This window comes from Kitasatospora sp. NPDC052868, assembly GCF_044547105.1.
GTDB lineage: Bacteria > Actinomycetota > Actinomycetes > Streptomycetales > Streptomycetaceae > Kitasatospora.
This window is the reverse complement of the sequence record NZ_JBITZW010000048.1, coordinates 1-14,660: the sequence shown is the minus strand read 5'-3', so window position 1 is coordinate 14,660 and position 14,660 is coordinate 1. Positions and strand designations below refer to the sequence as shown.

Below are 14,660 nucleotides of genomic sequence, written 5' to 3'. Positions count from 1 at the left end.
AACCGTCGTCTCACCATCCGCCAACTTCGCCACCGCACCCAGCAACGGATGATCGATCGACCCCAGACCCGCCGTCGTCACATCACCGCGCGCGGAGGGCGACTCCAGCCAGTACCGCCGCCGCTGGAAGGCGTAGGTCGGAAGCTCGACGTGCCGGGCCGGCCGGGCCGGCAGGACGGAGGACCAGTCGACGGCCACCCCGCGCGTCAGCAGTCCGCCGACCGCCGCGAGCAGGGCGGTGGCCTCGTCGCGGTCCCGCCGAAGCGTCGCCAGGACCGCGGGGCCCTGGGTCTCCTCGGCTTGGGCGTCCTCGGCCAGGGCCTCCTCGGACAGGGTCTCCTGGGCCATCGCGGTCAGCACGGCGTCCGGGCCGACCTCGACGAAGGCGGTCACACCGAGCGCCCGCAGCGCGGCGACGCCGTCGGCGAACCGCACGGCGCCACGGACGTGCCGCACCCAGTACTCGGGGTCGGTCAGCTCGCCGGGGCCGGCCACCGCACCGGTCAGGTTGGAGACCACCGGCAGCACCGGCTCGGCGTACGCGACGGACCGGGCCACCTGGCGGAACCCGTCCAGCATCGGGTCCATCAGCGGCGAGTGGAAGGCGTGCGAGACCCGCAGCCGCTTGGTCCGGTGCCCGGCCTCGGCCAGCGCGTCGGCGATCGCCGTCACGGCCTGCTCGGCACCTGAAACGACCACCGAGGAGGGGCCGTTGACGGCCGCGACGGCGACCTCGCCGGTGTTCCCGCCGATCGCCCGCAGCACCGCGTCCTCGGACGCCTGGACGGCGATCATCGCGCCGCCGGCCGGCAGCGCCTGCATCAGCCGGCCGCGGGCCGCCACCAGCTTGGCCGCGTCCGCGAGTCCGAACACCCCGGCGACGTGCGCCGCCGCCAGCTCGCCGACCGAGTGGCCGAGCAGGTGGTCCGGGCGGGCGCCGAAGGACTCCAGCAGGCGGTAGAGCGCGACCTCGACCGCGAACAGCGCGGGCTGGGTGTACTCCGTCCGGTCGAGCTCCTCGGCCTGCGGGGTGAAGACCAGCTCGCGCAGCGAGCGGCCGAGGTGCGGGTCGAGCTCCGCGCAGACGGCGTCGAAGGCCTCCGCGAACACCGGGAAGCGCTCGTACAACCCGCGGCCCATACCGGCCCGCTGGGCGCCCTGGCCGGTGAACATCACCGCCCACGGGCCGGGCGCGACCTGGCCGGAGACCACGCCGGGCGCGGTGTCGCCGTCGGCCAGCGCGGCCAGGCCGGCCAGCAGCCGCTCCGGTCCGTCGCCGGCCACCACCGCGCGGTGGTCGAACAGGGTGCGCTCGCTCAGCAGCGCCGCGCCGATCTCGGCGGGGTCGAGCTCCGGCCGGTCGGCCAGCGCCTCCCGCAGCCGGGCGGCCTGGCCGCGCAGGGCCTCGGCCGTCCGGGCGGAGAGGACCCACGGCACGGCGCCGTCGGTGGCCGGGGCGGTGCCGGCCTGAGCCGGGGAGTCCAGCGCTGCTGCGGCCCCCTCGGCGCCCTCGGCGGCGTCGGGGTTCTCGGTGCCCTCGGCGGGCTGCTCGGCCGGGGCCTGCTCGACGATGACGTGCGCGTTGGTGCCGCTGATCCCCATCGACGCCACGCCCGCCCGGCGCGGACGGTCGCCCGCGGGCCACTCCCGCCGCTCGGTGAGCAGCTGGACGGTGCCCGTGGACCAGTCGACGTGCGGGGTCGGCTCCTCGATGTGCAGGGACTTCGGCAGCACGCCGTGCTGCATCGCCATGACCATCTTGATCACGCCCGCCACACCGGCGGCGGCCTGGGTGTGGCCGATGTTGGACTTCACCGAGCCGAGCCAGAGCGGCCGGTCCGCCTCGCGCCCGCGCCCGTAGGTGGCGATCAGGGCGTTGGCCTCGATCGGGTCGCCCAGCGAGGTGCCGGTGCCGTGCGCCTCGACGACGTCCACCTCCGAGGGCGCCAGCCGGGCCGAGGCGAGCGCGTCCTGGATCACCCGCTCCTGCGAGGGGCCGTGCGGGGCGGTCAGACCGTTGCTGGCGCCGTCCTGGTTGACCGCGGAGCCGCTCAGCACCGCGAGCACCGGGTGGCCGTTGCGGCGGGCGTCGGAGAGCCGCTCCAGCAGCAGCATGCCGACGCCTTCGGCCCAGCCCGCGCCGTCCGCCCCGGCGGCGAACGCCTTGCAGCGGCCGTCCACGGAGAGCGCGCGCAGCCGGCTGAACTCGATGAACAGGCTCGGGGTGGCCATCACCGTGACACCGCCGGCGAGCGCCAGCGTGCACTCGCCCTGGCGCAGCGCCTGGGCGGCCATGTGCACCGCGACCAGGGAGGAGGAGCAGGCGGTGTCCACGGCCACCGCCGGGCCCTCCAGCCCGAGGGTGTAGGAGACCCGGCCGGACGCCACGCTGCCGGCGGCGCCGGTGAGCAGGTAGCCGTCGAACTCCTCGGGGGCGTTCTGCAGGAAGCGCCCGGCGTGGTCCTGGTACATCACGCCGGCGAACACGCCGGTCCGGCTGCCGCGGACCGAGGTCGGGTCGATGCCGGCCCGCTCGAAGGCCTCCCAGGACGTCTCCAGCAGCAGGCGCTGCTGCGGGTCCATCGCGACCGCCTCGCGCGGCGAGATCTCGAAGAAGTCCGGGTCGAAGTCGGCGGCGTCGTAAAGGAATCCGCCGCGCCTGGTGTACGACTTGCCGGGCGCGCCGGGCTCGGGGTCGTACAGCTCGTCGAGGTCCCAGCCGCGGTCCGTCGGGAAGCCGTCGACGGCGTCCCGCTCGTCCATCAGGAGCTGCCAGAGCTCCTCGGGCGAGGTGACCCCGCCGGGGAAGCGGCAGCCCATGCCGACGATCGCGATCGGCTCGTGCTCGCGGTCCTCCATGTCGCGGAGCTGACGCCGTGCCTTCCGGAGGTCGGCGGTCGTCCGCTTCAGGTAATCGCGGAGCTTGTCCTCGTTCGACGTCACGGCGTTCAGCCCTTCAACAATCACGCGCGGTGGGAAAGCCTTGAAAGAAAGGAAAAGAGGGAAAGCGGCCGGGGCTCGGGGAGTTCGGAGCGTCCCGGGAAAGCCCGACGTCCCTGCCGGCGCCCGGGTGGGGCCGACAGGGCCGGTGGCGGGGCTGGGGCCTGTCTTCCGGCCCCAGGGTCAGCGGTGGCTCTCGAAGACCTTGACCAGGATCTCGGCGTCGGTCGGGTCGAGGGTGAGGTGGAACACCGAGTCCAGCAGCTCCGGCAGTTCCCCGACCGTCACCTGGCGGACCTCGATCGCGCCGTCCGGCTGGATCCGGGAGAGCGAGTTGTTGGTCAGGGTCCAGCGGACGTGGTCCTCGGTGCGCTGCACGACCATCGACCCGGCCAGCACCGAGCCGGAGCCGGCCCCGGCGTAGTGCTGCATCATGTCGAAGTCGATCGGGTAGCGCGGCTCCATCCGGAACGCGTACAGGTCGAACCAGCCGTCCCCGTGCAGGGAGCGGAGCACCCAGGTGTCGTCCTCCTCCAGTTCGAGACCGAAGGTCCAACCGCCCTGCTGCACCTCCGACCCGTCGCAGATCAGGATCGGCTCCAGCATGCCCTCGCCGCCGAAGCCGACGTCGGTGAGCCACTCCTCGCCGTCCAGGGCGACGGTCGTGAAGCCGTGGGTGACGGCCCGGAGGACCTTGGCGCCCAGCCGGATCCGGGCGCCGCGTGCGGTCACGTCGAAGCCGATCGCCTCCAGTGCGGCGGCGAACAGGACCGACTGGTCGTAGCAGCAGCCGCCGCGCCGGCCGCCGACCATCCGGTTCTGGATGCTCTCGATGTCCAGCGGCAGACCGCGGCCGAGGACCATCTCCAGGTACTCGAACGGGAAGGCGGCGGTGTGGGCGCGCTGGAGCGCCCGCAGGTTGTCCAGGGTCGGGGTGATCCCCGGCTCCAGGCCGACGCGCGCCAGGTACGCGTCGAGATCGAACGCCGGCCCGCCCCAGGTGGCTTCAGCCATGTCCTCGTCCTTCTCTCTGTCTCTTCCGCGCGCTTGCGCACGTTCTGCGGGTCTGAGGTGCTGCGGGGTCTGAGGTGCTGCGGTCCGGTCCGGGAGGGTCAGCGGCCGGCCAGCAGCGGGCCGAGCAGGTCGCCGATGATCCGCGGCCCGTCCGCCGTCAGCACGGACTCGGCGTGGAACTGCATCGAGCAGAAGCCGGGGCCGCGCAGTGCGTGGATCTCGCCGGTGGCCGGGTCGCGGCTGATCTCCACCTCGCCCGTCCGCGCCGCGAGGGCGGGCAGCGGGGCCCGGTCCTCGTCGCTGCGGGCGGCGAAGGTGTTGTAGAAGCCGACCAGCTCGTCCCGGCCGAACAGCGGGATCCGCTTCTGCACCCCCTGGTTGGGGACCTCCCGGGGGGCCAGCCGGAAGCCCAGCGCATCGCTGAGGACCTGGTGGCTGAGGCAGACCGCCATGAACGGCGTGCCGTCGTCCAGCAGTCGGCGCACGGCCGACCGCAGGTAGGCGATCTTCGGGTGGTCCGCGGCCCGCGGGTCGCCCGGCCCGGGTCCGAGGACGACCAGGTCGTACCCGGTCGGCTCGGTGCCCGGGTCGTCGAAGCGGCGCACCTCGACGTCCAGGCCCAGGGCCGAGAGCTGCAGCGCGAGCATCGCCGTGAAGGTGTCCTCGGCGTCCACCACCAGGGCGCGGCGGCCGGCCGGTCCGGGCAGCGGCTGGGCGCGGTCCTCGAACTTGTCCGTCCAGAAGGAGGAGAGGGTCTGGTTGCGGCTCTCCAGGGCCCGCAGGACCTGGGGGTGGGCGGCGAGTCCGGGCGCCGCGCCGCCGCGGGACCGCCCGGGTCCGTGCAGCATGGCGGCCAGTACGCCGGCGGCCTTGGCCCTGGTCTCGGCGACCTCCGAGGCCGGGTCCGAGTGCCGGACCAGGGTCGCGCCGACCGGGACGCTGACCCGGCCCGTCCGGTCGATCTCGGCCGTCCTGATCAGGATCGCCGAGTCGAGGGTCGGACCGTCGGCGTCCCGCCCGAGCAGGGCCACCACGCCGCTGTAGTAGCCGCGGCCGGCCGGCTCGTAGGTGCTGATCACGCCGCAGGCGCTCTCCAGCGGGCTTCCGGTGACCGTCGGGGCGAACAGCGACTCGCGCAGGATCTCCCGGACGTCCCGGTCGGTGGTGCCCTCGATGAAGTACTCGGTGTGGGCGAGATGGGCCATCTCGCGCAGCTGCGGGCCTAACAGGCGGCCGCCGCGCTCACAGATCCGCGCCATCATCTTGAGCTCTTCGTCCACCACCATGTAGAGCTCGTCCGCCTCCTTGGTGTCGGCCAGGAAGGCGGCCAGCCCGTCCAGCGTCGGCCCGGAGGCCGGGTACCGGTAGGTGCCGCTGATCGGGTTCATCACGGCGGTGCCGCCGCTCAGGCTGAGGTGCCGCTCGGGCGTCGCCCCGACGAAGGTCCGCTCGCCGGTGTGGATCAGGAAGGTCCAGTACGCGCCCGACTCCAGCTCCAGCAGCCGGCGGAAGACCGTCAGCGCGGCGGCGGGCGTGTAGTCGGCGATCTCGGTGAGGAACGAGCGCTTGATGACGAAGTTGGCACCCGCGCCGCGGCCGATCTCGTTGCCGATGATCTCCCGCACGATCCGCGCGTACGCGTCGTCGTCGACGTCGAAGGCCCCCTCGGCCACCTGGAGCGGCAGATCCGCGATCCGGGCCAGGGCCTCCTCCACCGGGACGGCGGTGTGCGAGTCGACCACCATCGACAGCAGCGGCGCACCGTCGTCCACCACGGCGAAGCCCCGCTCGGCGATCTGCCGGAAGGGCAGCAGGACGAGCGTGTCGTACCGGGCCCGGCCGGTGGCCGTCGCCGGACCGACCGGGACCTCCGCCAGCGAGCCGGTCGGCACCGGGTGGCCGAGCAGCAGGTCGAGCTGGTGCCGGCCGCTCGCCTCGGGGCGGTGCAGCAGGGCGAAGGGCGGGGGATCGGCGACCAGGACGGCGTCCAGCGCGGAGTCCCCGTACGGGCTCGTCATGTCGCGTCCTTTCGGGACTGCCGAGGCTTCGCGTCGGGGTGGCGGCTCGGCGTCAACGGACCGCGACCGCCGCGGCCCGGGCGCCGACGGGCGCGTCGAGACCGGCCAGGACGTCCTCGGTGGTCACCGCCATCGCGCAGCGCTGCGCGGCGTACTCGATGCACATCCGGTGCTGCGACTCGCCGAAGTCGGCCACCGAGTCGGCCACCAGGAACGGCTGGATGTCGTGCGCGAACGCCTCGAACGCGGTCATCAGGATGCCGAGGTGTGCGTACACCCCGCAGATGATCAGCTGGTCCCGGCCGAGCGAGCGCATGGTCTGCAGCAGGTCGGTGTTGTGGAAGGCGCTGTACCGCCATTTGGTGAAGACATGGTCACCGGCCTCCGGGGCCAGTTCGTCGATGATTCCGCGCTGCTCCGGCTCGGCGGTCATCCCCGGTCCCCAGAAATCGACCAGGAGGCCGCGCTCCTCCTCGGTCATGCTCCCCGGCTGCGCCGTGTAGGCGACCGGAATACCGAGCCGGGAGCATTTCTGGCGGATGAGCACGCTGTTCTGGACCAGTTCGACCAGCGGCGACTGCCCCGCCGGAAAGGACTGCAGGAAGTACTTCTGCATGTCGTGGACCAGCAGCACGGCGCGCTGCGGATCCACCGACCACTGCGCGACGTTCTCCGGAAGTTCACCGCGCTGCGGCATGCGGTACGGTGCGATCTTCGGAATTCCCATGATGTGAAACCCTTTCGGCCGCCGTCGGTCCGGCGGGCGATCATTGCCCCAGCGTCGCGCCACCGTCGACGGTCAGGGTCTGCATGGTGATGTGCGCGGCCTTCTCCGAAAGGAGGAAGAGCACCGCGTCGGCAATGTGGCGGGTCTCGGCGATCCGGCCGAGCGGAATGCCGGTCTTGTAGGTGTCCGGCGAACCGGCGATGGTGGCCTCGGCCGACCCCTGCCCACCCCAGAGCGCGGTGAGCATCCCGGTGTTGGTGGAGCCCGGCGCGACCACGTTGCAGCGGATCCCGTGCCGGGCCACCTCCAGCCCGAGGCTCTTGGTGAACATCGCGGCCGCGGCCTTCGAGGCGCAGTACGCCGACATCCCGGCGCGCGGGGTGTGGGCGGCGTTCGAGGCGATCGTGACGACCGCGCCCGAGCGGCGGGCCGTCATCCGGTTGACCACGGCCTGCGAGACCACGAAGGTGCCGGTGGCGTTGACCGCGAAGGTCGCCGCCCAGTCCTCCTCGGTCAACTCGGCGGCGTCGCCCGGGCGCAGCACGCCGGCGCAGTTGACCAGGTAGTCGATGGCGCCGATCCGCTCCTCGATGTCGGCGACCGCCCGGGCGACACTGCGGGCGTCCGCGATGTCCAGGGCGTAGGGGACGCCGAGCGCGTCCTCCTTGCGCAGTTCGGCCTCCACCGCGGCGAGGCCGTTCTCGTCCCGGTCGAGCAGGGCGACGGCGACCCCCTGGGCGGCCAGGGCGTGCGCGATCTCCCGGCCGATGCCGCCGGCCGCGCCGGTGACCAGGGCGACACCGCGGTGCGTGCCGAATTCGTCCATCGGGTCCTCACAGGTTCCGGGTGCTTTTCCGGGGGTGCTCAGGTACGCCCCGCTGCCGCCACCTGCGGTGGAGGCCGTGGCGGCGGCCGGGCCGGTGCTGTCGCCCGACGGCGCCGGGGCGGGCAGTTCGGCTCGCTGGCCCAGTTCCATCAGGGCCAGGGCGAGCGACGTGCCCGTACTGCCGAGCGCCGCCTGGTACTCGGCCAGGGCGGCGTTCTCCCAGGCGAGATCCACCTGGCGGACGCCGGCTTCGCGGCGCATCGTGCGCAGTCGTGCGACGGCTTCGGTGCGCCGACGGACGACTGCTATCAAACCTTGGTCGAGCTCGATGATGTGTTGTTTCTGTTCATCGATGCTTCGGACGCCCATGTCGGTACCCGATCCTCGCGGTGAACAGCCTTAGGAGGACTTTCATCCTTCCCGCGGCGGGGCGGTTCCAGGTAGCCCCTACCACCCCCTAGGCGGCGGGCCTGGAGGGTTCTCGCAGCCGACCCCTAGCCCGGGGGCGCCCCGAGTGACGGGGGCCACATTCCCCGGCGGCATTTCGTCCGAATGGTGGTCAGATTAGGGGCAGGGGTGGGGCGGTAGGGGATGGGAACGCCCGGTGACCCGGGGGTAGCGTTTCGCGGGATTGTCGGTATTGGTTTCCGATTTGCCCGCGGCCGACTCTTCGCGGGGAATTTTCGAGCCGTGCGAGCTGCGTGAGCCGCGCGTGCGGTCCAACTGTTTGAGCTGGGGGACTGGCGATGTCGAACAACGAGAGCGGTCTGCGGGAGTACCTGCGCCGGGCGACGGCGGAGCTGCGGGACGTCAACCGTCGGGTGCGGGAGATGGAGGAGCGGCAGCAGGAGCCGATCGCGATCGTGGGCATGGCCTGCCGGTTCCCGGGCGGGGTGGCCTCGCCGGAGGAGCTGTGGCGGCTGGTCGCCGAGGGGCGCGAGGGCATCTCCGCCTTCCCGTCGGACCGCGGCTGGGACCTCGACGGCCTGTTCGACGACGACCCGGACCGCCCGGGGACGTCGTACTGCCGGGAGGCCGGATTCCTGCACGACGCCGGGCTGTTCGACGCCGGGTTCTTCGGCATCTCGCCGCGTGAGGCGCTGGCGATCGACCCGCAGCAGCGCCTGCTGCTGGAGACCTCCTGGGAGGCGATCGAGCGGGCCGGCGTCGACCCGCGCTCGCTGCGCGGCTCGCGGACCGGTGTGTTCGCCGGGGTGATGTACCACGACTACCAACCGCCGCTGCCCGCCGTGCCGGTGGAGTTGGAGGGCATGGTCGCCACCGGCAGCGCGGGCAGTGTGGCCTCCGGTCGGGTCTCCTACACCCTGGGGCTGGAGGGCCCGGCGATCACCGTCGACACCGCCTGCTCCTCCTCGTTGGTCGCCATCCACCTGGCCGCCCAGGCGCTGCGGCAGGGCGAGTGCGAACTCGCGCTGGCCGGCGGCGTGACGGTGATGTCGACGCCCTCGACCTTCGTGGAGTTCAGCCGCCAGCGCGGGCTGGCCCGGGACGGTCGCTGCAAGTCCTTCTCCACCGACGCGGACGGCACCTCCTGGGCCGAGGGCGTCGGCATCCTGGTGCTGGAGCGGCTGTCGGTCGCGAAGGCCAACGGCCACCGGGTGCTGGCCGTGCTGCGCGGCTCGGCGGTCAACCAGGACGGCGCGAGCAACGGTCTGACCGCGCCGAACGGGCCGTCCCAGGAGCGGGTGATCCGGCAGGCGCTGGCCCAGGCCGGGCTCACCACCGGGGACGTGGACGCGATCGAGGCGCACGGCACCGGCACGCCGCTGGGTGACCCGATCGAGGCGCGGGCACTGCTCGCCACCTACGGCAAGGACCGCCAGGAGCCGCTCTGGCTGGGCTCGTTGAAGTCCAACATCGGCCACTCGCAGGCGGCGGCGGGTGTCGGCGGGGTCATCAAGATGGTCATGGCGATGCAGCACGGCGTGCTGCCGAGGACCTTGAACGTCTCGGAGCCCACCGAGCACGTGGACTGGGCCTCCGGCGCGGTGCGGCTGCTCACCGAGGAGCAGGAGTGGCCGCAGGCGGAGGACCGCCCGCGCCGGGCCGGCGTCTCCTCCTTCGGTATCGGCGGCACCAACGCGCACGTCATCGTGGAGCAGGGCGCGGTCGAGGAGGCCCCTGTCGAGGAGGTTGAGGTCGAGACCTCCCCGATGGCCGGGCCGACGCCGTGGCTGCTGTCCGCCGCGAGTGCGGAGGCGCTGCGCGGACAGGCCGACCGGCTGGCCGAGTTCATCGAGGCGGACGAGGAGCCGAGCGTCGGTGGGGTGGCGCGGGCGCTGCGGTCGCGGACGGCGTTCGAGCACCGGGCCGTGGTGCTCGGCGACGATCGCGAGGAGCTGCTCGCCGGGCTGCTGGGGCTGGCCGAGGGCGAGGTCCCGACCGGGGTGGCGCAGGGCGCGCCGAAGGTGGGGGCGCTGTTCACCGGCCAGGGTGCCCAGCGGGCGGGTATGGGCCGGGAGTTGTACGAGCGGTTCCCGGTGTTCGCGGGGGCCTTCGACGCCGCGTGCGGGGAGTTGGACCAGCACCTCGGGCGTTCGCTGCGTGATCTGTGCTTCGAGTCGGACGAGTTGGACCAGACCGGCTTCACCCAGCCCGCGCTGTTCGCCTTCGAGGTCGCCGCCTACCGGCTGTTGGAGGCCTTCGGCGTGCAGCCGAGGATCCTGGTCGGGCACTCCATCGGGGAGTTGGCGGCGGCGCACGTCGCCGGGGTGTTCAGCCTCGCCGACGCGGCCAAGCTGGTGGCGGCCCGCGGCCGGCTGATGCAGGCGCTGCCGACCGGTGGCGCGATGGTCGCGGTCCAGGCGGGCGAGGCGGACGTGCTGCCGCTGCTCGCGGGGCACGAGGGCAAGGCGTCGATCGCGGCGCTCAACGGGCCGAACGCGACGGTGATCTCGGGTGACGACGAGACCGTTACGGCGATCGCCGAGCAGCTGGCCGAGGGCGGTCGTAAGACGCAGCGGCTGCGGGTCAGCCACGCGTTCCACTCGCCGCTGATGGATCCGATGCTGGCGGAGTTCCGTGCGGTCGCCGAGCAGATCGCCTTCAGCGAGCCGACGATCGCGGTGGTCTCCAACGTCACCGGCACTCTCGCCGAGGCCGGGCAGCTGACCGACCCGGAGTACTGGGTGCGGCACGTCCGGGACGCGGTGCGCTTCACCGACGGCATCACCGCCGCGGTGGAGGCCGGGGCGACGGCCTTCGTCGAGGTCGGCCCCGACGCCGTCCTGACGGCGATGACCAGGCAGAGCGTGTCCGGTGAGGGGCAGGTCGGCGCGGTGGCGCTGGTCCGGAAGGGCCGCCCCGAGGTCCGGACCGCCGTGGAGGCCCTCGGGGGCCTGTGGGCCCGCGGCGTCGAGGTCGACTGGTCCTCGCTGCTGCCCGAGCAGGCGGCACCGGTGGACCTCCCCACCTATGCGTTCGACCACCAGCACTACTGGATCCAGGCGCAGGCGGCCGGTGCCAACCTGGCCACCGCGGGTCTCGGTGCGGTGGAGCACCCGCTGCTGGGCGCCGTCACCGAGCTGGCGACCGCCGACCAGCTGGTCCTCTCCGGCCGGCTCTCACTGGCCACCCACGCCTGGCTCGCCGACCACGCCGTCCACGGCACGGTCATCCTGCCCGGCACCGCCTTCATCGAGTTGGCCCTTCAGGCGGCGCACCGGGCCGGTACGGCGCATCTGCACGAGCTCGCGCTTCAGGCGCCGCTTGTGCTGCCGGTGGACGAGGGTGTGCAGTTGCAGGTGGTGGTGGGCGCGCGTGAGGACGGCGGGCTGCGGCCGGTCACCATCCACTCCCGGCCCGAGGACAGCGACCAGCCCTGGACCCTGCACGCCGAGGGCCTGCTGGCCCCCGCGGCCGCGCTGGGCACCGACCTGACCGCCTGGCCCCCCGCCGACGCCGCACCCGTCGCGACCGAGGGCATGTACGACCACCTCGCCGGCCTCGGCCTCGACTACGGACCGGTGTTCCAGGGCGTGCGCGCCGCCTGGCGCGCCGGCGACACCGTCCACGCCGAGGTCGAACTCCCCGAGAGCGCCCACGCGGACGCCGCCCGCTTCGGCCTGCACCCCGCCCTGCTGGACGCCGTCCTGCACACCATCAGCCTCGGACGCGACGGCGGCCTGGACCAGACCCTGCTGCCGTTCTCCTGGAACGGCGTGGCCCTGCACTCCGCGGGCGCCACCACCCTGCGGGTACGCGTCACCGGCACCGCCGGCCACACCGTGGCCCTGCACGTCGCCGACGCCACCGGCTACCCCGTCCTGACCGTCGACGCCCTCGACCTGCGACCCGTCACCGCCGAACAACTCACCACCGCCACCACCGCCGGCGCCTCGGGCGGCACCCGGTTCACCGTCGACTGGACCGAACTCGCCCTCCCCGCAGCCGACCCCCAGCCGTCGATCGGCGACCTCGCCGACCTCGACGCCCTTGACGCGGACGGCGTGCTGCCGGACGTGGTCCTCGCCAGGATCGAGGCCGCGCCCGGCGAGACCCCCGACGCGGTGCGCGCCACCGCCCACCACACCCTGCACCTCCTGCAGCGCTGGCTCGCCGACGAGCGCACCACCTCCTCCCGCCTGGTGGTCGCCACCCGCGGTGCCGTCGCCACCGACACCCCCGACCCCGCCCTCGCCCCCGTCTGGGGCCTGGTCCGCGCCGCCCAGGCCGAACACCCCGGCCGCCTCGTCCTCGCCGACCTCGACGACACCCCCGAAAGCCTCACCGCCCTCCACCGCGCCCTCACCACCGACGAACCCGAACTCGCCCTCCAGACAGGCACGGTGACCGTCCCCCGACTGGTGGCGTCGACCGCGGCGAGCGAGCCCGCTCCCGCGCTGGACCCGGCCGGAACGGTCCTGATCACCGGCGGCACCGGCGGCCTCGGCGCCGTCGCCGCCCGCCACCTCGTCACCACCCACGGCATCCGCCACCTGCTGCTGGTCAGCCGAAGCGGCCCCAACGCCCAGGGAGCGCAGGACCTCGCCGAGGAACTGACCGCACTCGGAGCCCAGGTGTCGGTGGCCGCCGCCGACGTGGCCGACCGGGCGGCATTGGCCGACCTGCTCGCCACCGTCCCCGCCGAGCACCCCCTCACCGCCGTCCTCCACTTCGCCGGCGTCCTCGACGACGGACCCCTCACCACCATGACCACCAGCCAACTCGACCGCGTCCTCGCCCCCAAGGCCGACGCCGCCTGGCACCTCCACGAACTCACCCGCCACCTCCCCCTGACCGCATTCGTCCTCGCCTCCTCCCTCGCCGCCACCTGGGGCAACGCAGGCCAGGCCAACTACGCCGCCGCCAACACCCTCCTCAACACCCTCGCCACCCACCGCCACACCCAGGGCCTGCCCGCCACCGCCCTCGCCTACGGCCTCTGGACCACCGGCACCATGGCCGCCACCCTCACCGACACAGACCTCCGCCGCCTCGCCAACGCCGGCATCCTCCCCCTCACCGACACCCAGGGCCTCACCGCCCTCGACACCGCACTCACCACCACCCAACCCCACCTCATCGCCGCCCGCCTCGACCTCAAAACCCTCACCGACCACACCCCCCAACGCCCCCTCCTACGCCGCCTCATCACCCCCCGCATCCGCCGCGCCACCACAACCACCACCCGCACCACCACCGCCCTCCAAGACCACCTCACCACCCTCGACGACACCGCCCGCCAAACCCACCTCCTCGAACTGGTGCGCCGTCAGGTCGCGGCGGTGCTCGGTTTCAGCGGCGCCCATGCCGTGCCGGTCGACCGGCTGTTCCAGGACCTGGGCTTCGACTCGCTGACGGCCCTCGAGCTGCGCAACCAGCTCAACGGCGCCACCGGCCTCCAGCTCCCGGCGACGCTCGTCTTCGACTACCCCACCCCCACCGCCCTGGCCCGCTTCCTCGCCGGGGAACTCCTCGGCTCGAAGACCGCCACCACCACCGTGCGCACCACCGCCATCGACGACGACCCCATCGCCATCGTCGGCATGGCCTGCCGCTACCCCGGCGGGGTCGCCTCGCCGGAGGACCTGTGGCAGCTCGTCGCCGACGGCCGGGAGGGGATCACCCCGTTCCCGTCGAACCGCGGCTGGGACTTGGAGAACTTCTTCGACGACGACTCCGAGCGTCCGGGGACGTCGTACTGCCGGGAGGCCGGATTCCTGCACGACGCGGGGATGTTCGACGCGGGCTTCTTCGGCATCTCGCCGCGTGAGGCGCTGGCGGTCGACCCGCAGCAGCGGCTGCTGCTGGAGACCTCCTGGGAGGCGATCGAGGGCGCCGGCATCGACCCCAGGTCACTGCGCGGCAGCAGCACCGGCGTCTACTCCGGGATGATGTACCACGACTACCAGCCGTCGATGGCCGCCGTCCCCGGCGAGCTGGAGGGCATGATCGCCACCGGCAGCGCGGGCAGCGTGGCCTCCGGTCGGGTCTCCTACTCCCTGGGGCTGGAAGGCCCGGCGGTCACCATCGACACCGCCTGCTCCTCCTCCCTGGTTGCCATGCACCTCGCCGCGCAGGCGCTGCGGCAGGGCGAGTGTGACCTCGCACTGGCCGGCGGCGTGACCGTGATGGCCACCCCGGTGGCCTTCGTCGAGTTCAGCCGCCAGCGCGGTCTGGCGCCGAACGGGCGCTGCAAGCCTTTCTCCTCCTCGGCGGACGGCACCTCCTGGGCGGAGGGCGTCGGCGTCCTGGTCCTGGAGCGGCTGTCCAAGGCGAAGGCCAACGGCCACCGGGTGCTGGCCGTGGTCCGGGGTTCGGCCGTCAACCAGGACGGCGCGAGCAACGGTCTCACCGCCCCCAACGGCCCCTCGCAGGAGCGGGTGATCCGCCAGGCGCTCGCCCAGGCCGGACTGTCCGCCGCCGAGGTGGACGCCGTCGAGGCGCACGGCACCGGGACGTCGCTGGGCGACCCGATCGAGGCCAACGCACTGCTGGCCACCTACGGCCAGGAGCGCGAAGAGCCGCTCTGGCTGGGCTCGTTGAAGTCCAACATCGGCCACTCGCAGGCCGCGGCAGGCGTCGGCGGCGTGATCAAGATGGTCATGGCGATGCAGCACGGCGTCCTTCCGCAGACCCTGAACGTGGCCGAGCCGACCCCGCACGTCGACTG

At 73.2% G+C, this 14,660-nt stretch carries 6 protein-coding genes; 1 reads left to right on the top strand and 5 read right to left on the bottom strand.

Features of this window, described 5'->3' with window-relative positions; translation table 11 throughout:
* The 5 genes from ACIGZJ_RS36740 to ACIGZJ_RS36720 all read right to left on the bottom strand — a co-directional run.
* A partial coding sequence (locus tag ACIGZJ_RS36740) for a type I polyketide synthase (protein WP_396461362.1) occupies positions 1-2,943 on the bottom strand: 2,943 nt, incomplete at its 3' end.
* Positions 2,944-3,123: 180 nt separating this feature from the next.
* Complete coding sequence (locus tag ACIGZJ_RS36735; protein ID WP_392942237.1) at positions 3,124-3,954, bottom strand: arylamine N-acetyltransferase; 831 nt, start codon at positions 3,952-3,954, stop codon at positions 3,124-3,126.
* A 98-nt stretch (positions 3,955-4,052) separates the two neighbouring features.
* On the bottom strand, positions 4,053-5,972 hold the full coding sequence (locus ACIGZJ_RS36730) for an anthranilate synthase family protein (RefSeq protein WP_396461361.1): 1,920 nt from the start codon (positions 5,970-5,972) through the stop codon (positions 4,053-4,055).
* A gap of 52 nt (positions 5,973-6,024) precedes the next feature.
* Complete coding sequence (locus ACIGZJ_RS36725; RefSeq protein ID WP_396461360.1) at positions 6,025-6,699, bottom strand: isochorismatase family protein; 675 nt, start codon at positions 6,697-6,699, stop codon at positions 6,025-6,027.
* A 40-nt stretch (positions 6,700-6,739) separates the two neighbouring features.
* The gene (locus tag ACIGZJ_RS36720) at positions 6,740-7,786 is read right to left on the bottom strand and encodes a 2,3-dihydro-2,3-dihydroxybenzoate dehydrogenase (RefSeq protein ID WP_396461359.1); all 1,047 of its coding nucleotides are present in this window, start codon (positions 7,784-7,786) and stop codon (positions 6,740-6,742) included.
* 479 nt (positions 7,787-8,265) lie between these two features.
* On the opposite strand from ACIGZJ_RS36720, the gene ACIGZJ_RS36715 reads away from it, so the two are divergent.
* The coding region (locus ACIGZJ_RS36715; RefSeq protein WP_396461363.1) for an SDR family NAD(P)-dependent oxidoreductase at positions 8,266-14,660 on the top strand (6,395 nt) is incomplete at its 3' end.

Excerpts from the sequence above, each read along its gene's own strand:
- ACIGZJ_RS36720 (WP_396461359.1), bottom strand. The coding sequence starts at position 7,786 with ATGCGCCGCGAAGCCGGCGTCCGCCAGGTGGATCTCGCCTGGGAGAAC.
- ACIGZJ_RS36735 (WP_392942237.1), bottom strand. The coding sequence starts at position 3,954 with ATGGCTGAAGCCACCTGGGGCGGGCCGGCGTTCGATCTCGACGCGTAC.
- ACIGZJ_RS36730 (WP_396461361.1), bottom strand. The coding sequence starts at position 5,972 with ATGACGAGCCCGTACGGGGACTCCGCGCTGGACGCCGTCCTGGTCGCC.
- ACIGZJ_RS36725 (WP_396461360.1), bottom strand. The coding sequence starts at position 6,699 with ATGGGAATTCCGAAGATCGCACCGTACCGCATGCCGCAGCGCGGTGAA.